At 38.6% G+C, this 24,649-nt stretch carries 24 protein-coding genes; 7 read left to right on the top strand and 17 right to left on the bottom strand.

Annotated elements, in window-relative coordinates; genetic code table 11:
• Positions 1-56: 56 nt before the first annotated feature.
• The 6 genes from LUD75_RS15185 to LUD75_RS15160 all read right to left on the bottom strand — a co-directional run bounded on the left by LUD75_RS15185 (position 57) and on the right by LUD75_RS15160 (position 7,212).
• A complete protein-coding gene (locus LUD75_RS15185; protein ID WP_232706683.1) occupies positions 57-569 on the bottom strand; it encodes a hypothetical protein in 513 nt (170 codons plus the stop codon).
• A 25-nt stretch (positions 570-594) separates the two neighbouring features.
• Positions 595-2,349, bottom strand: a complete 1,755-nt coding sequence (locus tag LUD75_RS15180) for a hypothetical protein (RefSeq protein WP_232706682.1) — start codon at positions 2,347-2,349, stop codon at positions 595-597.
• 223 nt (positions 2,350-2,572) lie between these two features.
• Complete coding sequence (locus LUD75_RS15175) at positions 2,573-3,133, bottom strand: hypothetical protein (RefSeq protein ID WP_232706681.1); 561 nt, start codon at positions 3,131-3,133, stop codon at positions 2,573-2,575.
• 24 nt (positions 3,134-3,157) lie between these two features.
• Positions 3,158-5,542, bottom strand: a complete 2,385-nt coding sequence (locus LUD75_RS15170; protein ID WP_232706680.1) for a TonB-dependent receptor — start codon at positions 5,540-5,542, stop codon at positions 3,158-3,160.
• A 230-nt stretch (positions 5,543-5,772) separates the two neighbouring features.
• Positions 5,773-6,132, bottom strand: a complete 360-nt coding sequence (locus LUD75_RS15165; RefSeq protein WP_232706679.1) for a hypothetical protein — start codon at positions 6,130-6,132, stop codon at positions 5,773-5,775.
• A gap of 51 nt (positions 6,133-6,183) precedes the next feature.
• Positions 6,184-7,212 carry a nucleoid-associated protein gene (locus tag LUD75_RS15160; RefSeq protein WP_034977733.1) on the bottom strand — a complete coding sequence of 343 codons (1,029 nt, stop codon included), beginning with the start codon at positions 7,210-7,212 and terminating at the stop codon, positions 6,184-6,186.
• 104 nt (positions 7,213-7,316) lie between these two features.
• On the opposite strand from LUD75_RS15160, the gene LUD75_RS15155 reads away from it, so the two are divergent.
• Complete coding sequence (locus tag LUD75_RS15155; protein WP_232706678.1) at positions 7,317-7,514, top strand: hypothetical protein; 198 nt, start codon at positions 7,317-7,319, stop codon at positions 7,512-7,514.
• Complete coding sequence (locus LUD75_RS15150; protein ID WP_232706677.1) at positions 7,502-7,825, top strand: hypothetical protein; 324 nt, start codon at positions 7,502-7,504, stop codon at positions 7,823-7,825. Before LUD75_RS15155 ends, LUD75_RS15150 begins: the two co-directional genes overlap by 13 nt.
• Before the next feature lie 39 nt (positions 7,826-7,864).
• On the opposite strand, the gene LUD75_RS15145 is transcribed toward LUD75_RS15150, so the two are convergent.
• Positions 7,865-8,344, bottom strand: a complete 480-nt coding sequence (locus LUD75_RS15145; RefSeq protein ID WP_232706676.1) for a cupin domain-containing protein — start codon at positions 8,342-8,344, stop codon at positions 7,865-7,867.
• A gap of 169 nt (positions 8,345-8,513) precedes the next feature.
• Between LUD75_RS15145 and LUD75_RS15140 the strand changes: the two genes are divergently transcribed.
• The gene (locus tag LUD75_RS15140) at positions 8,514-8,783 is read left to right on the top strand and encodes a hypothetical protein (RefSeq protein WP_232706675.1); all 270 of its coding nucleotides are present in this window, start codon (positions 8,514-8,516) and stop codon (positions 8,781-8,783) included.
• 29 nt (positions 8,784-8,812) lie between these two features.
• Here LUD75_RS15140 and LUD75_RS15135 read toward each other — a convergent pair whose 3' ends face one another.
• From LUD75_RS15135 to dnaK, 4 genes are all read right to left on the bottom strand, one after another.
• Positions 8,813-9,316 (bottom strand): SgcJ/EcaC family oxidoreductase, encoded by a 504-nt coding sequence (locus LUD75_RS15135; RefSeq protein ID WP_232706674.1) that lies wholly within the window; start codon positions 9,314-9,316, stop codon positions 8,813-8,815.
• A 94-nt stretch (positions 9,317-9,410) separates the two neighbouring features.
• Positions 9,411-9,926 carry a thioredoxin family protein gene (locus LUD75_RS15130; RefSeq protein WP_232706673.1) on the bottom strand — a complete coding sequence of 172 codons (516 nt, stop codon included), beginning with the start codon at positions 9,924-9,926 and terminating at the stop codon, positions 9,411-9,413.
• A gap of 92 nt (positions 9,927-10,018) precedes the next feature.
• Positions 10,019-10,561: a hypothetical protein gene (locus tag LUD75_RS15125; protein WP_232706672.1), complete on the bottom strand. Its 543-nt coding sequence runs from the start codon at positions 10,559-10,561 to the stop codon at positions 10,019-10,021.
• Positions 10,562-10,819: 258 nt separating this feature from the next.
• Positions 10,820-12,709, bottom strand: a complete 1,890-nt coding sequence (gene dnaK / locus LUD75_RS15120) for a molecular chaperone DnaK (protein ID WP_232706671.1) — start codon at positions 12,707-12,709, stop codon at positions 10,820-10,822.
• Between the two features lie 213 nt (positions 12,710-12,922).
• On the opposite strand from dnaK, the gene ppk1 reads away from it, so the two are divergent.
• The 4 genes from ppk1 (at position 12,923) to LUD75_RS15100 (ending at position 20,358) form a co-directional block, all read left to right on the top strand.
• Positions 12,923-14,992, top strand: coding sequence for a polyphosphate kinase 1 (ppk1, locus tag LUD75_RS15115; RefSeq protein ID WP_232706844.1), 2,070 nt, complete (start codon positions 12,923-12,925; stop codon positions 14,990-14,992).
• 39 nt (positions 14,993-15,031) lie between these two features.
• A complete protein-coding gene (locus tag LUD75_RS15110; protein ID WP_232706670.1) occupies positions 15,032-15,916 on the top strand; it encodes an exopolyphosphatase in 885 nt (294 codons plus the stop codon).
• Between the two features lie 190 nt (positions 15,917-16,106).
• Complete coding sequence (locus LUD75_RS15105; RefSeq protein ID WP_232706669.1) at positions 16,107-19,187, top strand: choice-of-anchor I family protein; 3,081 nt, start codon at positions 16,107-16,109, stop codon at positions 19,185-19,187.
• Positions 19,188-19,338: 151 nt separating this feature from the next.
• On the top strand, positions 19,339-20,358 hold the full coding sequence (locus tag LUD75_RS15100) for an LLM class flavin-dependent oxidoreductase (protein WP_232706668.1): 1,020 nt from the start codon (positions 19,339-19,341) through the stop codon (positions 20,356-20,358).
• 117 nt (positions 20,359-20,475) lie between these two features.
• Here the strand turns inward: LUD75_RS15100 and LUD75_RS15095 are convergent, their stop codons facing one another.
• The 6 genes from LUD75_RS15095 to LUD75_RS15070 form a co-directional block, all read right to left on the bottom strand.
• A complete protein-coding gene (locus LUD75_RS15095) occupies positions 20,476-21,171 on the bottom strand; it encodes a VIT family protein (RefSeq protein WP_232706667.1) in 696 nt (231 codons plus the stop codon).
• Between the two features lie 17 nt (positions 21,172-21,188).
• The gene (locus LUD75_RS15090) at positions 21,189-22,364 is read right to left on the bottom strand and encodes a DUF3570 domain-containing protein (protein ID WP_232706666.1); all 1,176 of its coding nucleotides are present in this window, start codon (positions 22,362-22,364) and stop codon (positions 21,189-21,191) included.
• Positions 22,365-22,397: 33 nt separating this feature from the next.
• Entirely contained in the window at positions 22,398-22,628 is a 231-nt protein-coding gene (locus tag LUD75_RS15085) for a DUF4266 domain-containing protein (RefSeq protein ID WP_232706665.1), read from the bottom strand.
• Between the two features lie 46 nt (positions 22,629-22,674).
• Entirely contained in the window at positions 22,675-23,601 is a 927-nt protein-coding gene (locus tag LUD75_RS15080) for an FAD:protein FMN transferase (RefSeq protein WP_232706664.1), read from the bottom strand.
• Positions 23,602-23,605: 4 nt separating this feature from the next.
• On the bottom strand, positions 23,606-24,046 hold the full coding sequence (locus tag LUD75_RS15075) for a thioredoxin family protein (protein WP_232706663.1): 441 nt from the start codon (positions 24,044-24,046) through the stop codon (positions 23,606-23,608).
• 111 nt (positions 24,047-24,157) lie between these two features.
• Positions 24,158-24,538 (bottom strand): hypothetical protein, encoded by a 381-nt coding sequence (locus LUD75_RS15070; RefSeq protein ID WP_232706662.1) that lies wholly within the window; start codon positions 24,536-24,538, stop codon positions 24,158-24,160.
• Between the last annotated feature and the right edge of the window lie 111 nt (positions 24,539-24,649).

Genomic DNA, 24,649 nt, shown 5'->3' with positions numbered 1-24,649 from the left:
ATTAAATACACCTGCGGTTTTTATAAAAAATCATAAAGTTTTCAGAATTTAAAATTTTAAGAAGCTTTCCAGAAAGTCCAGACCGTTCCGTTGTAAACCAACAACATTTTTTTTGCTGTGTCGTAAACGAGCATTCCGGCTGTGGGCGCAATAATATTAAGATGCGCATTGGCTACTTTTGGGAGAATCATCGCTCGGTTTGTATCCTCTAAAACCAGAATCCCCGGCGTTGAAGTCACTGTTCCCACAGAAATTTTCGCACCTGTCTGCTCCGTCAAACCATCTTGTAAAGAAGTGTCCACAGCTCCATTGGATTCTACAGTAAGATCTTTCCATGTGTTGGCCGTGTAGATTTTTGTTTTTTTTTCATTAATATCAAAAATCAAAGTCCCGTTGACGACATTGACTACACTTGCCGAACTTGTAGTCCACGGAAGAACCAACCCGCGATTTTCTGAACCAAACTCCACAGAGGATGAAGCAGATTCCAATGTTGTTTTCCCAATAGCTACCTGGGCGCAATCAAGACTAAAAGCCATAGCTAAAGTCATTAAATAAAATTTTTTCATTTTGTTTGTGTGTTATTATATATGATTAATCCGGACAGGTCTGCGTATTAAAGCATTTCCAGCCCCCTGCTGTTCCGTCTGTGTTTATCTGTAAACAATTGAGTGTAGTGTTGTAGACTACCATTCCTTCTTTCACATCGGCTGAAGGAATTCCTGAAATCTGCGTCGTCGTCAATCTATTGAGCACCAAACCTTTGGTTTTAGATTCTAAAATCAGCCAGGCACCTTTTCTTACTTCCGGCCAGTTTGCACTTCCCGGATTTGCTCTTGCTAATGAGGTAATTCCAGCATTAGTTGATAAAGCAGTTCCAGCCATGACGCCGGGTTTATAACAAACTGTAAGCGTACTGATTCCGGTTACATTTACAGTCACAACCGCTGTGCTGCAGCTGCTTGGCAGACTCGTGCGGCATATTTGATAATTAATTGTATAAGTTCCGGTAGCTACACCAGAACCAACCTGCACCAAACCTGTTGCCGTATTAAGAGTGACATTTGGACTGGAGGCAGAAACTTGTGTTAGAATAACATTGGAAGTACTTGCCGCTACACCATTATATTGTTCCAAATCATTAGCAAGGACAGATGTTGCGGATGACGCTCCAGCAGTGATCGCAAATGTATCATTATTCGCAACGGGCGGAAAAGACCCATCGGTATTCATACAGATATTCGTAACCGTGACTACAGGCGCGCTGCAGTTACCGCTTCCAGCACAGTCGTAGGTAACACTTGCCAAAGCGGCAGTCGTTGAAGTTCCGGAAGAATTAATGTAAGTTGGCGCAGAATTAAAAATGGCATTTTGCCCCTGAGTTCCTGCTTTTACCATCGTTGCCTCGTATTGAGAATATCTCGTGAGGTCTAGATTGGGTCCTATTTTCGCACCGTTTGGATTGACTGTATTCAGAAAATAAGTATAGCCTTTTTTTGAAGAGCTCGTTGGCCCGTTCATAGTCGCACCATTGGGCTGCCACGTTGTGATTTTCATTAATCCTTCATTATAAATCACGGAAGAACTGGCGCCATTGATCGTACCTTTGGAATAGAAAGTGCCGTAATTTTCCAGCCTGCTCGTTCCGGACATATCAATCGAGCCATTTCCCACATTGAAGGTTCCTGTATTTACGATTTTACCGCCTCCAAGGTTATATCCTATCAAAGAATTGATCGTTCCGCAATTGAGATAGGTGCTCGTGCTGTTGTTGTTATAACTGGCGCCGACATTTATCGTTCCAAAATTTCTGAAAGTGGTAGTTCCAGAGATATTGATGTTTTGTGTGATGGAGAACAGATTGTAATTGTCCACAAGGTTGGTCCCATTTCCACTGAAGCCCAAAACACCAACATCAATCGTTCCATTATTTGAAACAGTGTTATTAGTTCCGGAAAAAGTAAAATTGTTATTTCCGCCCGAGCCTGCCCTCAGAATACCGCCATTTGCAATATTGACAGTCAGACTGGAATTAATGTTCGGACTTTGGTTAAATTGCAAAGTGCCCGCAATCTCAAAAGTAACATTGGTTCCGCTGGTGGAGTTGATATTATTTTGAATAATCAAAGTGGCGCCGGATGCAATGCATATTTTCGAATTATTCTGGAAAACCACATCACTCATCGTGGTCGTTCCGGAAGTAAAACAGGCGACGCTGTTTGTTGCGAAAGTGTAATTGCCGGCAGTGGGATTTGTAACTGTGCAGCCAGCACATTGCGAGTAGCAGTCAAGAGACAGCACAATCAGGAATAATGCAAAAACATTATTCTTAAATAAATAATTAATCATCAGTTTATATTTAATTTAATAAATCAAATAAATATTCATTGAACTGTGTTAATTCCCAATGAATAAGCAACAAATGTAGTAATTATTTATCAATAACAAAATATTTATTATTAATTAATATTAATATTCAAATCCAATTACTAATTATATCTTGTAACTCTCTATAAAAAAATAAAGATGCTCTAAAAAAGAACATCTTTATTATCAATAAAATAATTTAAGATTAATGTGCATCAACCGTAATATCCACATCTGTTTCTCCTCCAGTAGTTTGTCCTAACTGATTAGCAGCTGAAGGATAATTTTGATTGACAGTTGCAGGACCGTGGATCAATTTGATCTGCATTTTTCCGGTTTCCTGAGTAGAGTTTACAGTCCATTCTGTTCTAAGACCCAGCTTTTGTCCGTCTGTTCTCACAATATCATTTGCTGCTCTTAAGACAACAATATCTGCATTGGCAGGACCGAAAGTGATGAAGTGGTGATCTTTCTCCTCCTCGATCTCGTCAGAAGAATGGTAATGATCGTCGTGCTTGATCTGGAAATCCAACACAGCCGAGTAAGTATCACCAGCGTGCAAATGCAAGTGACCGTCTGCTTTCCCTGAGATCACATTTACGGTTTGAACATCCGCTGCATTATTCTTATTAGTCAAGGTTAAAACCACTTTTCCAATTTCGTCGTGTTCGTGAACATCTTCGGGAACTGCGTCGTCGTCATTTCTACAAGAGAAGATGAAAAGTGAAACTAAAAGGACTAATGTAATATTGATGAATTTTTTCATTTTGATTTAAATTTTAAGTTGTTATTAAAAATTGTACTTCAGAGTCACCACGAAATTTCTTCCTGGCTCGAACATATAATATCTAAGTCTATTAAGATATTCCCGGTACTCTGTGTTAAATAGGTTGTTGATCCTGAAATTAAAATTCAGGTTTTTGAATAGGTCTGCTCCAATGGAAGCATTAAATAATGTGTAAGCCGCCGGCGTAGAACTGAAGTCCACGATTTCATTATATTCTACACCGTCTTTAATAAAGGTTACCGGAAGATTTCTTATCGGGAAACGATTTTGTTTGAATGTATTTTCATTCTCAAGACTTACATAGAAATTCTTAGGCTTGTTGAGATTAATTTCGATTGAATTTCTAAGTTTCGCCGGCATCATTAGAATCAATGGTTCATCATTCGAAAGATCGTCACCTCTCAAAATACTGAAACCTGATTTCCATTTCAGATTTTCCAAAATATTAAGCTCTGCATCTGCATCCAAACCATAAATTCTGGCTTTGATCTGCTGATAAGTCCAAACCGGAAAAACCCCTCGATTCGTATTCAGAACACTTGTCGGAATCTGGTTGACGAAATTATCAGACATCATCACATAAGGATTTGCCTCGATGTGAAGACCTTTCAGCACATCGAAATGCCCTGCCAAAGATAAATTCACATTGTAAACTATTTCTTTTTTGATGTTAAGATTTCCCTCTTCCATCACCGCTGCGGAATGGTGCAATCCGTCTGAGAAAAGTTCCGCTGCATTTGGCGTTCTGTCCGCTCTGGAGAGATTTAACTTCACTTCAAAATTCTGAATTGGTTTATAATCCAACCCGACATTTGCTGAGAAATTATGATAATCCAGAATTGGTCTTGTTAAAATTCTGCTTCCGGATTCGCTCACAAAAAACTCAGGGAAAATGTCTGCATAATTGTCATTCCATTTATCCGAATCATAATATTTGTAAGCGTCATAACGGCTGAAATCATATCTCACGGCTGCTTCTGCATTCAGTTTTGAATTGAATCGATATTTGAAAACTGAAAATGCACCTGCATCATATCTGTAATAATCAGGAATCAAACGTCTCGCTTTGGTCGCAGGATTCGGGAAATTATCCTGAAAACTGCCGGAAATTCCACTTTCCAAACTCCAGTCCGAACGTTCAATCAAATGAACCAAACTCGCTGAATGTGTGATCAATCTCAAATCCATTGATGGAACATTGCTCAACTCACCTCGTCTGATGTCATATTCTTTTCTTCGGTTCAACTGGAAGCTGTACTGAAAAGTCAGTTTTCCAAAGTCAGCAAAACGTCTGTAAGCTGAAAGTTTTGCAATATGGTGCGCTACTTCCTGTTTTGGATTGTCTATGTCGTGCGTGAACTGGTCCAGATAATAAGACTGCCCAAAATTGACCGCGTTGTAAAAATCTTCCGGACTCGCCAAGTGTGCACCTCTATAAATCCCAAATTCCTGGTTGGTTCCGCTGTACGAGACATCAAAACCTTGCAAAAAACTATGTTTCCCAAATGAGAAATTGAAGGAATTGAACTCCATTCCCGTATTCTGCAACGTGTGATGCGGAACATATTGGTCGCCCGTTTTCTTGTAACTTCCACCAGCTTTCACAAACCACTGGTTTTCCCAAACTTTTGCGACATTCGCACCAAGTTCACTGCCTCTACCGTTAGAAATTCCGGAAAGTCTTACACTTCCCATCACCGTATCTATCTTTGGTAAAATGGCTGGTTCGAGGACGACAACACCGCCGACGCCTTCATTTCCATACTTCAACGCGGAAGCACCTTTCACGACGTCAACGTGTTCGAAATCATTGACATCCACATTTGGTGCGTGTTCTACACCCCATTCCTGCTCGGCCATTTTCACACCATTATTTAGGATAGAAACTCGGCTTCCATACAATCCATGAATGACTGGTTTCGAAATGTTATTGCCTGTCTTCAAAGCGGTGACACCAGAAATTTTCGATAGAAGATTTCCCAGGTTTTCTGTAGAGTTTCTTTCGATTTCGGTTTTGTCCAGCGTTTTCATAATCACAGAACCTTTTGTCTTGTGACTTCCGTGGAGATTTACCGTTTCGATTTCGCCGATATGATGTTCCAGTGTAATTGCCAAATGCAGATCCTTATCAATTTTTACATTTTCAGTATAATCATCGCAAGCGGGATGTTTGGCAATGAGCTGATAAGTTCCTGCAGGAATTCTGTTGAATGAAAACTTACCCTTTTTATCGGTTTTTGCTGTAAATTCTCCGATTTTGACCACTGAATTTTCCAGCATCGTCTTGTCGTGAAAATCCTGAACAGTTCCTTCAACCGTGTAAGTTTTCTGTGCGTTCGTCATTGCTAATCCACAAAAGATAAGCAGTAAACTATATATCAATTTCATTATAAATAGATAGATTTTGTACTTTCAAAATATTGATATTCAATTAAAAAAACAATTGAAAACTCAAATTCTGAAAAGTACGTTTCGTTAAAAAATTGGATTTTACGATGCAGAATGACATCGCTAAGTATTGAATAATTAAGGTTATCAAACATCATCAAAATGGAATCAATTGTCCATCAAGAATCATTTAAAAATTCAAAGTAAAAATCCGAAAAGAATCTAAAAAATTATGAAATGGCGGGTGGACCGCGAAGTTGAAAAGTGAATTTGGTCGCTGACCATATTTTTTCCTGTACAGAAAAAGTTTGTTGAGTCTCGTGTGTGTGGTTCTCAAAATGGAAGGAAAACTGCTCCGGAACCAAAGAATTGCCCGTTGCAAGGAAATGACAAGCCAAACAATCGCCGGACTGGCCTTTGGAAATATCGGATGAGAAAGTTTTCTCCGTCTTTTTGAAACCAGAATCCCTGAAGAAAGATTCGCCGTCGTGACTATGCAACTGGGAAGAAAACAAAGCCACAAAAAGATACATTCCGGCAAAAAATACCGAAATGAAATTCTTGAAAGTTTTACTTCTCCTGTTCAACATAGCCACAAAGGTAGAACTTTTTGGTATTTTAATTATTATGTTAAATCAAAATTATTTCTCCTCTTCGAAATACAATCTGTAATATTTCCCTTTGTCGTCTTGTCCGGTTTCCAGTTTGTCGCGGTCGCCGTGGATATAGATATGGAAATTTTTATCGAGCTTGATGATGGATTTGAAATGCCTTTGTTGCTTTTTAACCGCCTGATTATTAATTGGAAAATCTTCTGAAATCGAAATTTGCATATCGTTCTCATAATCGGATTTGAAGTTGGAAAAACTTTCTATCACTGTGTCGTCCTGCAACACTTCCTTCACAAAATCATCATATTTAAATTCTTCTTTTTCTTTGAAGAAATTAATAGATTTATTCAAAAAATCCGCTTGGTCAGCTTTTGAAACCTCAAATTCTTCCGGCAATTTCTGCGTGATGAAATCTTTATAAACGGATAAAGTTTCCTGCGTGTGGAAATACTCGTTGTCGCGCTGTTTCACTTTCAGGAAATCCTCGAACCAATAATAGATGTCGCCATTTTTGTTGTTGTCTATGACGGACAGAACGTAGCCACTTTCTTTCTCGCTGTTGTAGATCAAAGCCGCTTTATCGATTTTCGAAAGGCTGATTCCGAAATCTCTTTCGATTTCAAAAGATTCGTCCTGAGGATTGATTTTCAGGAAACCTTCTCTTTTTTCAGTCTTGAAAATTCCGATAGAATCTGTCTTTTCACTTTTCCCATCTGCAGATTCAAAAACTTCGCCTTCAAAATAAACAACGAACAGTTCGCCTGCCTGAACTCTCGGATTTTCCGCTGCTTCGTAAAGGTGTTTGGCGATATTTTCAGACTCCCATTGGAACTTGGCTTTGTCTTCAAAAATCTCTGAAACAGAACTGTAAACCGGATTATTGACCAAATAAGAATCACTGTAAAACTGAAATTGCTCCTCAGATTTGAAAGCATTGATGAAGTAATTTCCCAGCAATTCTGTCATATCCTCATCCAGCTGAAGCTCTTGCTGAGAAAGCGTTAATGATTCTCCATTGATTTTATTCCCGACTCTGTGAACTGTGATTTTTGAAAACATTTTTTTATCTTTTGAGTTTGCAAAGATAGGTTTTGAATTATTTTATTTAGAAAAAAAATAAGGTAAAAAAGAAATAATTATCTTTGTTAGGAAAAGTTTGCACAATGAATTTGTCTGCCGAAAAAAACGAAATCATCAAATGGGTTCAGTCTTTGGAAAATCCTCTTTTGATAGAAGAAATCAATAAAATCAGAAAAAGAAAATCTTTTGATTTTGAAAAGGAATGGAAAGAAGGTATTACAATTTCTGACGGGAGAAAGAAAACTTCTGATTTCATAAAATCTTTAGATTGGAAGAAATAGAAATTATTCTTCTTCAAAACGTTACAGATTATCTGGAAGAACTCATTTTGATTTTATATGAAAATGAATATTTTGGATTCGAAAGTGATGCTCAAATTTATGTTCAAAAAATATATGATTTTATAGAACACAATCTTCCAATTTTCGCTCACAAACATACGCCTGAAAACTTAATAGATTTAGGTTCAAAATATATTTTCTACAAAGCCAATCCCAACACGACTTGGTATATTTTCTTTGAAAGTTCCGACCATCGTTTTCTTGTCACTTACATTACTAATAATTATTCTGAGATTATTCAGTTTTTATAAATGGATGTCCCCAAGTTTGCACTCAGGGATTTTTTATAATTACTTCACTTTATACTCTTCCTCACTCACAGGCTCAAACCACTGTGACGGATTTTTCTCGTGGTCTATGCTCACCGCAATGTGCGTCATCGCTTGGTCTGCAGTTCCGCCGTGCCAGTGTTTTACGTTCTTCCCAATTTTGATGACATCGCCTTTTTTAATTATTTGAACTGGCTTTCCTTCTTCCTGATGATAGCCCACGCCGTCGGTCACCAAAAGCGTTTGTCCGCCAGGATGATTGTGCCAATTCGTGCGACCTTTCGGCTCGAAAGTGACGTTGCTGACGCGAGTTCCTTCATCACTTAAAATCGCTTGATAAACACTGCCTACAAATTTGTCATTCGGAACTTTGTCGCCTTTTTCGAATATCATTTCTGACCTTTTAGAATTTTCAACTTCAGAACTTTCGACTTTGCTTTCCTGACAAGAACATATTAAAACTCCTATTAATCCTAAAATTACTGCCTTTGCTTTCTTCATTTTTTAATTGATTCTGATTGATTTGATTTGATGTTATTGCAATTTAAGGATTTTGATTTAATGTTAAAATTGCGGAATTGCTTCGAAAGAAATAATTATCTTCGTCAAGAAAAGCTTTGAAACTATGATTTTCCCTCTCTCAAAATATTGTGCCTTCTTTTTTTTATTAATGACATCGACGCTTGCAAATGCTCAAACCATCGAAGAAGAAGTTGCCAAAAAATCCTGCGAGTGCATCCAGATGAAAGTTTCAACTTACGGACAAATCTCAAAAGCTGAAACTCAAAAATGCGTCTCCAAAAGTGGCGATGAAGTTCTGAAATCAAAAGACCCGCAAGAAGTGAAAAGACTCACGAAAAATATGGAAGAAGTTGTAGAGCGACTGAAAATCATCTATAAAATGGTGGAAAAATGCTTACCAAAAACCGATTCTAATTAAAAATCCCAAACCTAAGTCTGGGATTTATTTTATTTTTTAGAAGGATTATTATTCGCTGCTCTCGCATCAACCACTGTATTTTGTCCGGAGGCAAGAAGCCATTTTTCATTTTTCTTAACGAAAACCAAAGTCAGAATATCGTCACTCGCGGGCATCTTGTTGTTTCCGTGGTCGATACCGTCTGGTGGGAAGAATTCGCCCACACTGGAAATCAAAGTTGCAACAGCCACATCTTTTGTCAAAAACCGGGTTTTCAAACTTTTCTGAGTAAAAGGAACACCTTTAAACATTCTGTCGAAAATTCCCTGATGCGCCGATTTTACTTCAGCTCTGCCTTTCCACCACATTCCTACGATATTCACCCATTCCACATCTTCCGTTGTGTAAGAATCCATATTTTTGAACTCGTGCGTGTTCCAATCGGAAACCATTTGCGAAACTTGTGCCTGAATTGCTTTCTCATCGGTTTGAGAAAAACCAAGAACGCCTGTCATTAACAATATAAAACTGAATATTACTTTGAAATTTTTCATTTTAATTTTGTTTGATTGATTATTAAAACAAAGCTAATCAATTTATTAGGACATTGTTAAATAAAATATCCCAAGTCAGCGCTCGGGATATTTATTAATTTTTCTTAACGAAAACCTTTTGTATGGTTTGGATTTCTGCCTTATTCAATTTTGACGTTTTCTCCAATTTCACAAGAAACGAAGCGACTTCTTCTGGACTTGCAGGCGAGCCTATATTTTCTCCTTTTGCATCGAAGGAATCGGCTAAAACTTCGCCTTTCGGACTTAGCATCAACCAAAATGGAAGACCTGCTGTTTCGCCCTTGTATTTGTTCATCAATTCTTGACCGCCGGGATTTTCCAGACTTTTCTTTTCGCCGCGTTCCTGAACATCAAGATAAGCGGTGACATAATTTTTATCGAAAAGCAGTTTTGTAGTTGGCAATTCCATATTCTTCTCCATCAGTTTGCACCAGCCACACCACGACGCGTGAAACACCAATAGAACATTTTTATTTTCTGCTTTTGCTTGAGTCAACGCTTTGTTCAAAACAACATCTGCCTTCTCCTGAGCGAATCCAAATTGCACTAACAATAATGCTGCGACTAAAATTATTTTTGAAAATTTCATTGATGATTTGTTTAATTATCAATCTAAATTAGGAATTATTCCTTTCACAAAAAAATCCCCAAGCTTTCACTCGGGGATTTACATTTACGTTCTTATTGTATTATTTTTAGTGTATTTATTTTTATCAAATCTCTACCATTATTTTCGTATTGGTAATACTTTACGATTTGTACACCTTCATTTGTACAAATTCTAATGGATAATTCTTTTTTATCAAAAAGTTTTTTTTCTATTTCTGTTTGGTCATTCTCTATAAAATCAACATAAGCAAAACAATACTTTTTAGTTTCACAGGGCTGTGAATTAGAAAATATTTCATCAAAAACATTTTCGTTACTAAACGTGCCAAAACCCAATCCCTTTTCAAAAATAATATTCTGAGTATTTTGTAATATTCTTTGTTTTGATAGCCCTTTGAGATTTTTTACATTCTCTTTGAAATGAAATGGTATAAATACCATCGTATAACGACTTCCGCTATCAATTTCAAAATAATAAAAAACACCTAAGCCCTTGTAAGAGTTTCTATTTATAATATTATCATTCGTGTTACTGGTATTTTCTGTACATCCAAATAAAAGAATGGCGAACAACAAATAACATATTTTATTTTTTTTCTCTGCTATAATCATCATTAATTATTCTAATAGTATGCCTTTCTTTGTTCGGTTAAAAGTTTTAGCCCATTCGCTGTTTTGACAATCTTTAAAAATAAAATTAATGTTTTTATCTTAAATCACCATAATTTCCTTTCTGCTGAGCGAATACCAATTGTACTAACTATAAATTCTAATTAATCATTAATTTTCAAACTAATATAGGAATTACCCTTATAACAAAAAATCCCCAAGCTTTCACTTGGGGATTTTATAATATTGATTGACTTTAAAGTCTTATTTCACTTCTTCGAAATCTGCATCCTGAACATCTTCTGCTCCGCTTGCATTTCCTTGACCTTGTTGAGCACCTGCATCAGCACCTTGACCTTGTGCGTACATTTCTTCTGAAGCCGCCATCCAAGCTGCGTCTAGAGCTTCGGTTTTAGCTTTCACATCGTCACCGTTTTTAGCTTCGAAAGCAGTTTTCAATTCTGCGTGTGCAGTTTCGATGGCTGCTTTTTTGTCAGCAGACAATTTATCGCCGAATTCTTTCAATTGCTTTTCAGTTTGGAAGATCAATCCGTCAGCTTTGTTGAAAACCTCAACTTCTTCTTTTCTCTTCGCATCTGCTGCAGAGTTTTCCTGAGCTTCTTTTTTCATTCTTTCGATTTCCTCGTCAGAAAGTCCTGAAGATGCCTGGATCTTGATAGATTGCTCTTTTCCAGTTCCTTTATCTTTAGCAGAAACGCTCAAGATACCATTCGCATCGATATCGAAAGTCACTTCGATCTGAGGAACACCTCTTTGTGCTGGTGGAATATCTGTTAGGTCAAATCTACCAATCTCTTTGTTATCGTTGAACATTGGTCTTTCACCCTGTCCTACTCTGATGCTTACAGCTGGCTGATTGTCAGAAGCTGTAGAGAATACTTCAGATTTTTTAGTTGGGATGGTTGTGTTCGCTTCAATCAATTTAGTGAAAACAGAACCCATAGTTTCGATACCTAAAGAAAGTGGCGTAACGTCTAGCAAAAGAACGTCTGTCACATCTCCAGTCAAAACGCCACCTTGGATTGCTGCACCAATTGCTACAACCTCATCCGGGTTAACACCTTTTGAAGGTTTTTTACCGAAGAATTTCTCAACTTCTTCCTGGATAATTGGGATTCTTGTAGAACCACCTACCAAAATTACTTCGTCGATATCGCTGATAGAAAGACCTGCATCAGAAAGCGCTTTTTTACAAGGCTCCATAGATCTTCTTACCAAGTCAGCAGATAATTGCTCGAATTTAGCTTTAGTTAAAGTCTTCACCAAGTGTTTAGGACCTGTAGCTGTAGCTGTGATATATGGAAGGTTGATCTCAGTTTGAGGAGAAGAAGACAACTCGATTTTTGCTTTTTCAGCAGCTTCTTTCAATCTTTGTAATGCGATCGCGTCACCTTTAAGATCTACACCTTCTTCAGCTTTGAATTCGTCTGCCATCCAGTTGATGATCACATCATCAAAGTCATCACCACCTAAGTGCGTGTCACCATTTGTAGACAATACTTCGAAAACACCGTCTCCTAGATCTAGGATAGAAACGTCAAAAGTACCACCACCTAAATCGTAAACCGCGATTTTTTGGTCTTTGTGAGACTTGTCCATTCCGTAAGCCAAAGCTGCTGCTGTAGGCTCGTTGATGATTCTTTCTACTTTAAGTCCAGCGATTTCTCCTGCTTCTTTCGTAGCTTGTCTTTGAGCATCATTAAAGTAAGCCGGAACAGTGATCACCGCTCTTGTTACTTCCTGTCCAAGATAATCTTCAGCAGTTTTCTTCATTTTCTGAAGGATCATTGCAGAAATTTCCTGTGGTGTATATTCTCTGTCGTCGATTTTTACTTTTACAGTATCGTTTGGTCCGCTTACCACTGCGTAAGGCACTCTTGAAACTTCAGAAGCGTCATCTTTGAAATGTGTTCCGATGAATCTTTTGATAGAATATACAGTTTTTGTAGGGTTTGTCACCGCTTGTCTTTTTGCAGGATCTCCTACTTTTCTTTCACCAGCTTCTATGAACGCTACGATAGAAGGCGTCGTTCTTTTTCCTTCTGCATTAGGGATAACTACAGCATCTTTACCTTCCATTACTGCAACGCAAGAGTTGGTTGTACCTAAGTCAATTCCGATTATTTTACTCATTTTTTTATATGTTATTTTTTGTTATTATTAATATTTACAATGAGCAATTCTCAATATTTGTACCACGTCAAAAAATGTGACAAATTGTCATTGATGATATTTAAACTTTAATTGATATTATGTAAACATTCATTAAGTCTATAAGATTGTAGTTTGCGAACCCAAACTTATCCAATGAATTTTATTACTTTTGAGAATATCAAAACTTCAGTAATGCCACAAGAATTTAATCCGCGCGACGTCACCTGGCTCGGCTTCAACGCGAGAGTTCTCCAGGAAGCGATGGACAAAAGTGTTCCTATTCATCTTAGAATCCGATTTTTAGGTATTTTTTCCAATAACCTTGATGAGTTTTTCCGTGTGAGAGTTGCCGGTTTGAAACGGGCGATGGATTTCAAACAAAAGGTTTTGGCAGAGTCTTTTTATGACGCACCTTCCAAAATTTTACAAAAAATAAACAAGCTTGTCATCCAGCAGCAGGAAGATTTTGACAAAACCTGGAAGGATGTTCAGCGCGAAATGGCGAAGGAAAAGGTTTTCATTAAAGATCATAAACACCTTACTGCTGCCCAAAAAGAATTTGTAGTCAAATATTTTGATGAGGAAGTGGAATCCAATGTGATCCCCGTTCTTCTGCACGACAACAAACCAATGCCGTATCTCCGGGAAAAAAGTCTTTTTATCGGCATCGCAATGCGGAGAAAAGAATGGCAGTACGAAAGTCAGTATGCCATTATTGAACTTCCCGTGACAGCCAACGGAAGATTTGTCCTGCTGCCGACAGAAGCTCCGGAACAGAAAGATGTAATGCTTTTGGAAGATGTCATTATCCACAATCTGCCGCACATTTTTTCTTATTTCGGTTATGATGAGTTCACCGCACATTGTTTCAAAGTGACAAAGGATGCAGAATTTGATCTGGATAATGATATTAAAACGACGCTCGCGGACAAAATAGAAAAAGGTATCAAAAGCCGACGGAAAGGGAAACCAACCCGTTTTGTCTTCGATAAGGAAATGGATAAAGCTCTGCTGGAGTTCCTTATTAAAAAACTTAATCTTACGAAAAAGGACAGTATCATCCCGGGACAGAAGATCCACAACTTCAGACATTTTATGGATTTCCCTGATGTTTTCAAGGCGTACCACAAACCTGTGGAGCGTACATCTTTTATGCATCCGGAATTTGCAAACAAACAGCGCGTGACAGATGTGATCATCAAAAAAGATGTGCTTCTGACTTTCCCATATCATTCTTATGACTCTGTAATTGATCTTTTGAGAGAAGCCGCGATGGATCCTGATGTGAAATCAATTCAAATTACAGCTTACAGATTGGCATCCAGCTCAAAAATTGTAAATGCACTGATTAATGCGGTGAGAAACGGAAAAGAAGTGACAGTGATGCTAGAACTCCGCGCAAGATTTGATGAAGAATCCAATCTGATGTGGAAGGACAAACTGGAGATGGAAGGCGTGAAAGTACTACTTGGCATACACAACAGAAAAGTGCACGCCAAATTGTGCGTCATCAAAAAAAGGGTGAACAACAAGACAATTCAATATGGTTTTGTGAGCACCGGAAACTTCAATGAGAAGACTGCCAAAATCTATGGTGATCATCTCGTAATGACTTCCAACAGAGCAATAATGGCAGATATTAATAAAATATTTGCGGCACTCAACAAACCGAAATTTGACCCAACAATTACTCTCAGAAGCTGCAAAAGTCTGATGGTCTGCCCGGAATTTATGAGAGAAAAAATCATTGCCCATATTGACAAAGAAATTGATGAAGCCAAGGCAGGAAGAAAAGCTGAAATGATCATTAAGGTGAATTCTCTGAGTGACAGAACGCTGATCAAAAAACTTTATGAAGCCGCGCAGGCCGGAGTTACAGTCAAAATGATTGTGCGTGGAATCTACTGCGCCATCAATCAAAAAGAATTCAAGAAGAAAATCTACGCCATCAGTATTGTTGACGAATATCTGGAACATGCGAGAGTGATGTATTTCTACAATAAAGGTGCGGAAAATATGTACATCTCTTCCGCCGACTGGATGACCAGAAATCTGGACTACAGAATAGAAGCCGCAACACCAATTCTACAGAAAAATCTGAAGAAAGAACTGAAAACACTTTTGGATCTTCAGCTTTCTGATAACGTGAAATCAAGAATTCTGGATAAAAATATGAGAAACGAATATGTAGAAAGTGACAGTACGATTCCGAAAAGATCACAGATTGAAACTTATAATTACCTCAAAAATCAGAAATACTAAAAATTTAGTTTAAATTTAATCTTTAATTAAGTTCCAGAAATGATAATCGCCGCTATAGACATAGGAAGTAATGCCGCCCGACTGCTCATTAATGAAGTAAAAGAAACCAACGGCAAAGCAGAATTCACAAAACTGAATCTTCTCAGAATCCCGCTCAGATTGGGTTTTGACGTCTTCAGCAAAGGCGAAATTGGTGCAGAAAGAAAACAGATGGTCATCAAAACAATGACTATTTTCCGTGAGCTGATGGAAATCTACAAAGTGGAACATTACCGTGCCTGCGCAACCAGTGCGATGCGAGATGCAAAAAACGGACAGGAAATCATCGACATTGTAAAAGAGCAATCTGACATTAATATCGAAATCATTACCGGCGATGAAGAAGCCACTTTGATCTACGAAAATCACGTTGCGGAAGGCCTTGACAAAGATTTCGCTTACCTGTATGTAGATGTTGGCGGTGGATCTACAGAACTTACTTTCTACGAGAATAACGAGATGCAATATGAGCATTCTTTCAACATCGGAACGATTCGTCTATTGAACGGATTGGTAACGCCAACCATCTGGGACGATATGAAAGACGAAATCAAAGATAAAATCAAAAGTAAAAAAACGATAGTCGCCATTGGATCCGGCGGGAACATCAATAAGATTTTCTCGATGAGCAAAACCAAAGACGGCAAACCAATGCCTGTTTCCATCATCAAAAAATATCTGAAAGAAATGGAAAAACTTTCTGTAGAAGAAAGAATGCACAACTATCAAATCCGGGAAGACCGCGCAGATGTTATCGTTCCTGCTTTGACAATCTTCAACAATGTGATGACCTGGGCAGACATCAAACATATCTATGTTCCAAAGATCTCTGTAGCAGATGGTTTGGTTCACAGCATTTATACAAAAGTAACCGAAGGAAAATAAGGACTTGCAAGATGCATAACTTTTCGCCCGAAGTCAATTATCTTAATGATAACTGTTGATTAAATTTCGCATAAAAACACTCTGAAAACTACCATTATTACAAGCTTTCTTAAATAATAATTAAAGTTCATTTAAAGTTCCGAGCCTGTAATATTTTTCATCTTTACGCCAATCTAAAATAAAAGTAAAAATGAAAAACAAATACCTTTTCAGAGGTCTTTTGCCGATTGCTGCGCTATTTCACGGCTTTGCTTCGGGACAAACTTTAATCCATTACTGGAATTTCAACAATGCTTCTTCTGTTGAGAACATTATCAAACCGTCCGATTTTGCCACATTACAAAACGGAACAATTGCAGCCGTACAAAACGGAACAGCTGACCCAAGCACATTTATCAATATTGCGAGTGCGACAGGAAATGGTTTTAGTACATTAAATTCAAGAAATAACGATGCGGCAGGAACACATTTGAGATACAACAATCCTATTAATGGGAATCTTCAGTTTAATATTCCGACAACAGGCTATAATAATGTCGTAGTTAAATTTACAACCAGAAGATCCGGATCTGGTGCAGGAAAGCAAAAGTGGTATTACTCCTTGGACGGCGCTACTTTTCTGCCTTACGATTACACTGCAGACAATGATGCAGACGGTTTGGTTTTGCCTCCAGACGGAGATCCAAAGCTGGTCACACTGGATTTTTCAGCGATTGCAAATGTTTCCAACAATCCAAATTTCAAGCTTAAAGTCGAGTTTTCTGCCGGCGCAGGCGGAACAGTCGGGAACAACCGATTCGATAATTTCACAGTAGATGCAGACGCTATAGGAAATGCAGATACAACGGCACCAACAGTGACTTACTCTCCGGCCAACAACATCGCAAACGCTTCCACCACATCAAATCCGACCATCACTTTTAATGAAAATGTAAGATTGATAGACAATTCTGCCATTACTGATGCAAATGCTCAGAATTTGGTAGAATTAAGACTAAGTAACGCTACAGGAACTGCAATCCCTTCCACAACAACATTTGCTGATAATAAAATCACGGTAATTCCAACGGCTGGCTTAGTTCCGAATCAAACTTATTATTTAGCCTTAAAACCGAATACCGTTGAAGATGCAAGTGATAATGCAGTGACTTCCGCAACCTCATCCACTTTTACAACTGCCGGAACAAGTATTTCTTTAGATAAAACTTTTATTAAGGTTAATGAGAATGCGGGAACATTAGCATTTAAAATTAATGTAACAAATCCTTCGACTGCAACCGTAAATCTGGTAGTGAAACCAGCGCCTTTCAGTACAGCAAACAGCAGTGATTTTACTTTATCAAATCAGACAATTAATATTACGCCGTCCACTACAAGTGTTACCATCAACATTCCAATTATTGATGATACTTTGGAAGAGCAGCAGGCAGAATATTTTGTTTTGGGTCTTGAAAATCCGGTTGGCGCCACTATTTCCGGCGAAGCTTTGTCCACCATTTATATTGTTGATAATGACAAACAGGCTCCGGTTGCATCAAAACAGATTGAACTGAATTATTTGGGTTTCTTTGATCCTTCAGGAAATAACAACAGTTCTACAGAAATCGTAGTTCACGATCCTGCGACTCAAAGACTTTTTACGATCAGTTCTCTGACAGATGTTTTTGATATTATTGACTTCAGCAATCCCACAAGTCCGAGCATCATCAAAACTGTGAATATGCTGCCTTACGGAGGCATCACAAGTGTGGCTGTGAAAAACGGAATCATTGCGGTAGCTTCGCCAAACGGAACTAATGCGCAACAAAACGGTTCTGTTGTTTTCTTTGATATTGATGGGAATTTCATTAAGCAAGTCACTGTAGGCGTGCTGCCGGATATGATCACGTTCACACCAGACGGAACAAAAGTGATGACTGCCAACGAAGGCGAACCGAATGATGCTTACACCGTAGATCCGGAAGGCTCGATCAGCATTATTGATATCACCGGAGGCGTTTCGAATCTTCTTCAATCTAATGTGACGACACTTTCTTTTACAGGCTTTAACGGTCAGGAAGCAGCATTGGCAGCATCCGGCGTGAGAAAAGTAAAATCTACCAGCACTTTGGCTCAGGATCTTGAACCTGAATATATCGCCATCAGCGCAGACAGCCAGAAAGCCTGGATTTCTTGTCAGGAAAACAATGCCGTAATCGAGGTTAATTTGGCAACGAAAACTTTAGGAAACATTTGGGGATTGGGTCAAAAAGATATGAGCCTTCCAGGAAATGGTTTCGACGCTTCTGATAACAATGGTGAAATATTAATCGCAAACTGGCCGGTAAAAGCTTATTACAATCCTGATGCAATGGCTTATTTTAAAGTCGGAAATACAAATTATATTGTAACTGCAAACGAAGGCGATGAGAAAGACCTTGGAGGTTTCAGCGAGAGAACTACGGTTGGTGCAAACGGCTACGCGTTAGATTCAACAGTTTTCCCAAATGCCTCAGTTTTGAAAGCATCTCATAACTTAGGAAGATTACGGGTAACGAATGTGAACGGAAACACAGACGGGGACGCACAATTTGAAGAAATCCACGCATTGGGCGCAAGATCATTCTCGATCTTCAATGCCGATACAAAAGCAATCGTTTACGACAGCGGCGACCAGTTCGAAAGACACGTTGCTGCCAATCATCCTTTGATCTTCAATGCAGATAATGAAGCAAACGGCGCAAAAGTAAGGAGTCGTGCAAAAGGACCGGAACCTGAAGGTATAACGCTGGGAAATATCAATGGAAATACTTTTGCCTTTATTACTTTAGAAAGAACTGGCGGCGTAATGGTTTATAACGTGACAGACCCGGATAATGTCACGTTCACAGATTACAAACATTCCAGAATGACGACGGCTTACGGTGGCGACAATGGTCCGGAAGGTATCACTTACATTGCTCCTGAAAACTCTGCAACAGGAAAAGGTTACGTGATCGTTGCCAATGAAATCAGCGGAACGTTATCGATGTACGAAGTGGTTCTTTCTCAAACACTTGCGGCAGGCGACGTGAAATCCGAGAAAGCAACATTCAACATCTTCCCAAATCCTGTTAACAAAGGCAATACTCTTTATTTCAATAAAACTAAGGATTACGAATTGTACGATATGTCAGGAAAATTATTGGGCAAAGAAAACAATGCTTTAACCATTGATACTTCAAAACTTTCTACAGGCGTCTATCTTGTAAAAACTTCGGATGGCGATGTGAAAAGAGTGATTGTAAAATAAATCTTTTTTCTTCTTTTAAATTTTTTGGTTAAGCCTCAGATTCTTCTGGGGCTTTTCTTTTAGACTAATAAAAGAGAATCGTAATTATCTTACATCAATGCCAATGAAAAGTTGAAACCGTAAATTTGTTCTATCAAAAAATGAGACTATTATGGAATTAGGAATAGGAATGTTCGGTGATGTTGCATTGGATACAAAAACCGGAAAATATAGAGATGCCAGCGTAAAACTAAACGAAATCCTGGAGCAGGCAAAACTGATGGATCAGGTTGGACTGGACGTTTTTGCAATGGGCGAACACCATCGTGAAGATTATGCCGTTTCGTCACCAGAGATTCTTTTGGCAGCTGCGGCAAGCATTACCAGCAATATCAAACTGGCAAGCGGCGTCACCGTTTTGAGTTCATCAGAACCTGTGAAAGTTTATGAAGATTTTTCAATGATCGATTTGATCTCAAAAGGACGTGCAGAAATCTTTGTTGGAAGAGGAAGCTTCATTGAGTCTTTCCCATTGTACGGCTATGATCTTTCGGATTACAATCAGCTTTTTGAAGAGAAACTTGATTTATTATTAAAAATAAACAATGAGGAAAATGTGAGCTGGAGCGGAAAATTACGCTCGCCTATGCAAAATCAAACCGTTTATCCAAGAGCTTACAACGGAGGCAAATTACCAATTTGGATTGCCGTTGGTGGAACACCGGAATCTGTCTTGAGAGCTGCAAAACTAGGATTACCATTAATTGTTGCCATCATCGGCGGAATGCCAAGACAGTTCAAAAACCTCATCGACTTTTACAAACAGGAATATTTGAGAGCCGGACACGACGAGAGCAAAATGCAGATCGCCATCCATTCCCACACTTTCGTAAGTGATGACCAAAAGGATATCGATCAATATTTTTTCAATTACAAATCTCAGATGGACAGGATTGGAAGAAGCCGCGGATGGGCGCCTTATACAAAAGACCAATACGAAGGCGGCCGAAGCAAAGACGGTGCTCTTTTCATTGGAAGCGCAAATGAAGTCGCAGATAAGATCTCTGAAATGAAAGAATTATTTGGACTAACCAGATTCATCGGACATATGGATGTGGGTGATCCTGCGCACGATGTAATGATGAAATCGATAGAATTATTCGGAGAGAAAGTAGCGCCGATAGTGAAATAAAAAGCAAAATCCTGAATTAGAAATTCAGGATTTTAACTCTTTTGAAGTCCGGCGATGAGATTTATTAATTAAATTAAAATTCAAAGCTTTTAATAATTGACAATTATCCAATTTTTCTTAATTGACTGATCCAAAGAAATGGCCTACCAAAGCTGTGATAACCATTGCGACAGTACCCCAGAAACAGATTCTCAAGACAGAGTTTTTGATACTGGAACCTCCAATTTTTGCAGAGATAGCGCCCAAAATCATCAGGAATATAATTGAAAATCCATATTGATAATACACCATTTCTTTTTCCGGAGCCACTATTGCCAAAATCATCGGCAGCAATGCGCCAGCCAAAAAAGAAAAAAATGATGCTACAGATGCCAGAAACGGTTTTGCCTGAGTGATCTCGTTGATGCCCAGCTCGTCGTGAGCGTGCGCTGCCAAAGCATCGTGCGCAGTGAGTTCTGTTGCAACCTGCAAAGCAGTTTCTTTGCTTACACCTCTTTTTTCATAGATCTTGGCAAGTTCCTGCAGTTCAATTTCCGGTATTTCCGCAAGTTCCCTTTTTTCCCGCTCCAGATCTGAGGTTTCCGTATCAGCCTGTGAGCTGACGGACACGTATTCTCCCGCAGCCATAGACATTGCGCCGGCAATCATCCCGGCAAGTGCTGCCAGAATAATCGCATTGCGGCTTGGGTCTGCAGCCGCTACACCGATTACGATACTGGTGGTGGACAGCAAACCGTCATTAGCTCCCAAAACCGAAGCCCGAAGCCAGCCTACTCGAATGACATAATGTTTTTCTAATTGATCGTTCATCATTTTAAAATTTTAAAAAATTATTTGAACCTTAGATTCAATGATATAATATCTGATTTCATCCCGATAGATTTGGTGTAATGTCCATATCTGAGCTCCAGCATACTGAGTCTTTCTACTCCGAAAATTCCATTTTTAGGGTTGATGCGAATGCCCGCTCCATAAAAGCTGCTGTTGAATTTTGAAAGGTCATAATTGCTCGTATAAAAATCATCGAAACTCGTATGCTGCTGGTAGGGTGAAAAATATTTGGCACCAGTTTGAGAATAATATCTGTAAAAAGGACTTAGCGAAACAAAAGGTGAGATCTTCACGGGCGTTTCTAGACTGACTGTACTGGATCTAAGTCCCCAATCATCGGTATAATAACGGTAATAAGCCCTCACGATGATCTGATCTCCAAAGAAGTAATTGGCTCTCAATCCTAAAGGTATTTTAAATCGCTTATCCGGCAAAGCTTCCTGATGCACAGATCCATCCGTAAAATAAACCCGGTGGAAGGGCAAACTCAAATATCCAGTCTGCTGAACAGCATCGGTCATCAATTCCAATTGAAAATTCTGATTAATGATCTGAGAATAAGCCAGTGAAAGTGCATAGGTATTTCTACCACTCGTCCCACTGTTTTCGCCGCCTGCAGTTCTAAGCTCTACGGGAGCAATTAATTTTACCTGATCCATAAAAGCCTGAAACTTGGCCGTGAATTCTCCCATTTTGTTGGGCGTTTTTTGTGCAATTCCTATATTGGCTCCAATTGATTGATAATCGTATTCAGCGGAAAAGGAAATGCCCGCCATTATTGTACTGCCTTTGGTTTCGTTCTCACGGCTCCATCCTAAGGAAGGATAGATCCTCGTGTCTGCATGGGATGCCGAAGAATTGGCTTTAAGATCAATCATATCCGACGAGGCAGACGTATAATGGTCTATCCCGACATCCAAAGTATATTTATTCTTTCTTAATTTTTTGTCATAGTTCACCAAGACCACATCTATTGCATTGGAAATATCTGTGAGCTTTTCCGAACCGATGCCGCCCGTAACCGCAGAATTGTTTCCGTCCTGTTTGTAGTAGCTTGAGACAAGATTGATCTCATCCAGACTTAATTTTTTAGGTGATGGAACAACGCTGTTTTCCTGAGACTTAGCATTGATGAATCCAAAAAGGGCGATGATGCTTATAATTACTTTTTTCATAATAATTGATTCTATGTTTTAGTAATTATTAATCTAATTGCATCCGCAGCCACCGCCTACTTTGCCCGCATTGGCGCCGGATGAGCCCTCGCGGTAAGACTGGAAACTGAGTTCTGTTTTTTCAATTGGCCGATTGCCTAGCATCATTTCTGAATCGTTCAGTTTGATTTTTTCGTATTCCTTAACGGTAGAGCAGGATTTTGCTGATGAAAGTCCAAGAAAGGCAGAAATGCCAATCAGCACTTTTATTAATATATTTTTCATTTGGATTTTTTTACTTGTTTTTTAATGTCAAAGACTCTCCAGGACATTACTTGAAATTGATGTTTTTGGAAGAATGAATATGATTATCATCATCGATAATAATACATTCCAAATGGTTGATCTGGTTTACGAGACTGATTGCCGTATCAATTCCCATAATGGTGACAGGTGTTGCCATTGCATCCGCAACTTCTGCGTTCGGACAAATTATCGTTACGCTTTTGATTCCTGAAACCGGCATTCCTGTTTTTGGATTGATGGTGTGTGAATATTTCTTCCCGGCTATCATTACAAACTTTTCATAATTGCCGGAAGTGGCAACAGAGGTGTTGGTAATGCTCATATAAGAGAAAGGAAGAGCTGCATTGTCCGGATCCGCAATTCCGATGGTCCAAGGTTTTCCGTCGGCCTGCGATCCCCAGGTTGTGAGATCACCCGAAGCGTTTACAACGCCCGAAACAACACCTCTTTGCTGAAGAATTTTTTTTGCCATCTCTGCAGCGTAGCCCTTCCCAATCCCACCAAAACCGATTCGCATTCCTTTCTGTTTCAAAAAAACGGTTTGATTTTCCGGATCCAAAAGAATGTTTTTGTAATTGATAAGTTTCAGATGTTCTTTTACCAATTCAGGATTGGGAAGCTGCTTCATTTCACGGTCAAAATTCCAAAAAGATTTATCGATTCCGCCGTAGGAAATATCGAAATAACCATCGGTAATATTGCTGATCCTGAGACACCTTTCGATCAGCTGAAATACCTCTGCATCCACCTCTACGGATTGAATTCCCGCATTTTCATTAATCAAATTTGTCTGACTGTTGCCGCTGTAAGTTGTGAGCAGATTTTCGATCCTTCTGATTTCCGAAACTGCGGCTTCAATATTCTCAAGAGCAATTGCTTCATTGTCAGCAACAACCGTGATTTCGAAGATATTCCCCATTAGTTTTTGGGCGTTGCGAAATTCCTTTAGCATCACTTTAGTTTTTTTGATAAAAACTTCTGATCTCATTAGTGAAAGCAACTGCATTCTCCAATGGAAGACCTTCCCAGGTTTTCAGAATTTTGCCACCAGAATCCAGTAAAACCGTGTATGGAAAAATACCTTTCGGATTGTATTGATCAGCCAAAGCTGCATTTTCTTTCTGAACATCTGCGGCAGGTTGATTTTTCTTGCTTCTTGGGAAATCTGCATTGAGATACTCCAAAATATGATCAGTCGATAATTGTTTAAATATATCTGTCTCGATAATATTTCTATGTAGCTTGATACACGGAATACACCAGTCGGAGCCGGAAAAATTGAGCAATATCAATTCATTTTTTTCGGACGCATTTTTCTTTGCTGTTTCAAATCTTGTCTGCGCAGCTGCAAATACGGATAACAGAACCAGGAGTCCTGCTGCGAATATTGTTTTCATTATGTTTAAGTTGAAGTGTAGAACCAGTTAATGCTGAATATTTTAAAAATATTCAGATCTCAAATTATCGATGTTAGTTTCTGAAATTTTGACTAAATCAGACCCCATAAATCAGGCCTTTCTCGGTGGCTGCCAAATGGAATGTAAATACCCTTTGATAAAAAAATCTTCATCAAAAGCAGAAAATGTATGGTTCTTAAAAACTTTGTAATGACTAGCTGTCATCTCAAAATTAAAATTGGAGGCAAGGATAAAAACAAGAGAAATTGTGGAGTGCATGATAAACGGAAGCTTTATGTCCGTTTTGTAATCAGCGTCCTTTGCCGGATGATCGTAATGTAGTTTGAAAAATGTAAGTATCGTCATTTCCGGATTCAGCTTGTGGTGCTCGTTGTAATGCTCAATAAGCACCGGCAGCTTCAAAAACTGGTTGAGCTCAGTTGTTGAAACCAAATATAAAGAAAGCAGCAATATGGAAATCCATTTTTTCACATATCAAAATTAGAATTTTTTATCGTTAGAATGATTATAAATGATGCAAGCCAAGAATTTATTTTACAGCCAATTTTTATTGTTCTAATAAAAAACTCCGCAACCTTTATT

Origin of the sequence: Epilithonimonas sp. JDS (genome assembly GCF_021261315.1) — a bacterium.
Lineage (GTDB): Bacteria > Bacteroidota > Bacteroidia > Flavobacteriales > Weeksellaceae > Epilithonimonas.
This window is presented reverse-complemented; position numbering and strand designations above follow the sequence as displayed.

Excerpts from the sequence above, each read along its gene's own strand:
- LUD75_RS15185 (WP_232706683.1), bottom strand. The coding sequence starts at position 569 with ATGAAAAAATTTTATTTAATGACTTTAGCTATGGCTTTTAGTCTTGAT.
- LUD75_RS15180 (WP_232706682.1), bottom strand. The coding sequence starts at position 2,349 with ATGATTAATTATTTATTTAAGAATAATGTTTTTGCATTATTCCTGATT.
- LUD75_RS15175 (WP_232706681.1), bottom strand. The coding sequence starts at position 3,133 with ATGAAAAAATTCATCAATATTACATTAGTCCTTTTAGTTTCACTTTTC.
- LUD75_RS15170 (WP_232706680.1), bottom strand. The coding sequence starts at position 5,542 with ATGAAATTGATATATAGTTTACTGCTTATCTTTTGTGGATTAGCAATG.
- LUD75_RS15165 (WP_232706679.1), bottom strand. The coding sequence starts at position 6,132 with ATGTTGAACAGGAGAAGTAAAACTTTCAAGAATTTCATTTCGGTATTT.
- LUD75_RS15160 (WP_034977733.1), bottom strand. The coding sequence starts at position 7,212 with ATGTTTTCAAAAATCACAGTTCACAGAGTCGGGAATAAAATCAATGGA.
- LUD75_RS15155 (WP_232706678.1), top strand. The coding sequence starts at position 7,317 with ATGAATTTGTCTGCCGAAAAAAACGAAATCATCAAATGGGTTCAGTCT.
- LUD75_RS15145 (WP_232706676.1), bottom strand. The coding sequence starts at position 8,344 with ATGAAGAAAGCAAAGGCAGTAATTTTAGGATTAATAGGAGTTTTAATA.
- LUD75_RS15140 (WP_232706675.1), top strand. The coding sequence starts at position 8,514 with ATGACATCGACGCTTGCAAATGCTCAAACCATCGAAGAAGAAGTTGCC.
- LUD75_RS15135 (WP_232706674.1), bottom strand. The coding sequence starts at position 9,316 with ATGAAAAATTTCAAAGTAATATTCAGTTTTATATTGTTAATGACAGGC.
- LUD75_RS15130 (WP_232706673.1), bottom strand. The coding sequence starts at position 9,926 with ATGAAATTTTCAAAAATAATTTTAGTCGCAGCATTATTGTTAGTGCAA.
- LUD75_RS15125 (WP_232706672.1), bottom strand. The coding sequence starts at position 10,561 with ATGATGATTATAGCAGAGAAAAAAAATAAAATATGTTATTTGTTGTTC.
- dnaK (WP_232706671.1), bottom strand. The coding sequence starts at position 12,709 with ATGAGTAAAATAATCGGAATTGACTTAGGTACAACCAACTCTTGCGTT.
- ppk1 (WP_232706844.1), top strand. The coding sequence starts at position 12,923 with ATGCCACAAGAATTTAATCCGCGCGACGTCACCTGGCTCGGCTTCAAC.
- LUD75_RS15110 (WP_232706670.1), top strand. The coding sequence starts at position 15,032 with ATGATAATCGCCGCTATAGACATAGGAAGTAATGCCGCCCGACTGCTC.
- LUD75_RS15105 (WP_232706669.1), top strand. The coding sequence starts at position 16,107 with ATGAAAAACAAATACCTTTTCAGAGGTCTTTTGCCGATTGCTGCGCTA.
- LUD75_RS15100 (WP_232706668.1), top strand. The coding sequence starts at position 19,339 with ATGGAATTAGGAATAGGAATGTTCGGTGATGTTGCATTGGATACAAAA.
- LUD75_RS15095 (WP_232706667.1), bottom strand. The coding sequence starts at position 21,171 with ATGATGAACGATCAATTAGAAAAACATTATGTCATTCGAGTAGGCTGG.
- LUD75_RS15090 (WP_232706666.1), bottom strand. The coding sequence starts at position 22,364 with ATGAAAAAAGTAATTATAAGCATCATCGCCCTTTTTGGATTCATCAAT.
- LUD75_RS15085 (WP_232706665.1), bottom strand. The coding sequence starts at position 22,628 with ATGAAAAATATATTAATAAAAGTGCTGATTGGCATTTCTGCCTTTCTT.
- LUD75_RS15080 (WP_232706664.1), bottom strand. The coding sequence starts at position 23,601 with ATGCTAAAGGAATTTCGCAACGCCCAAAAACTAATGGGGAATATCTTC.
- LUD75_RS15075 (WP_232706663.1), bottom strand. The coding sequence starts at position 24,046 with ATGAAAACAATATTCGCAGCAGGACTCCTGGTTCTGTTATCCGTATTT.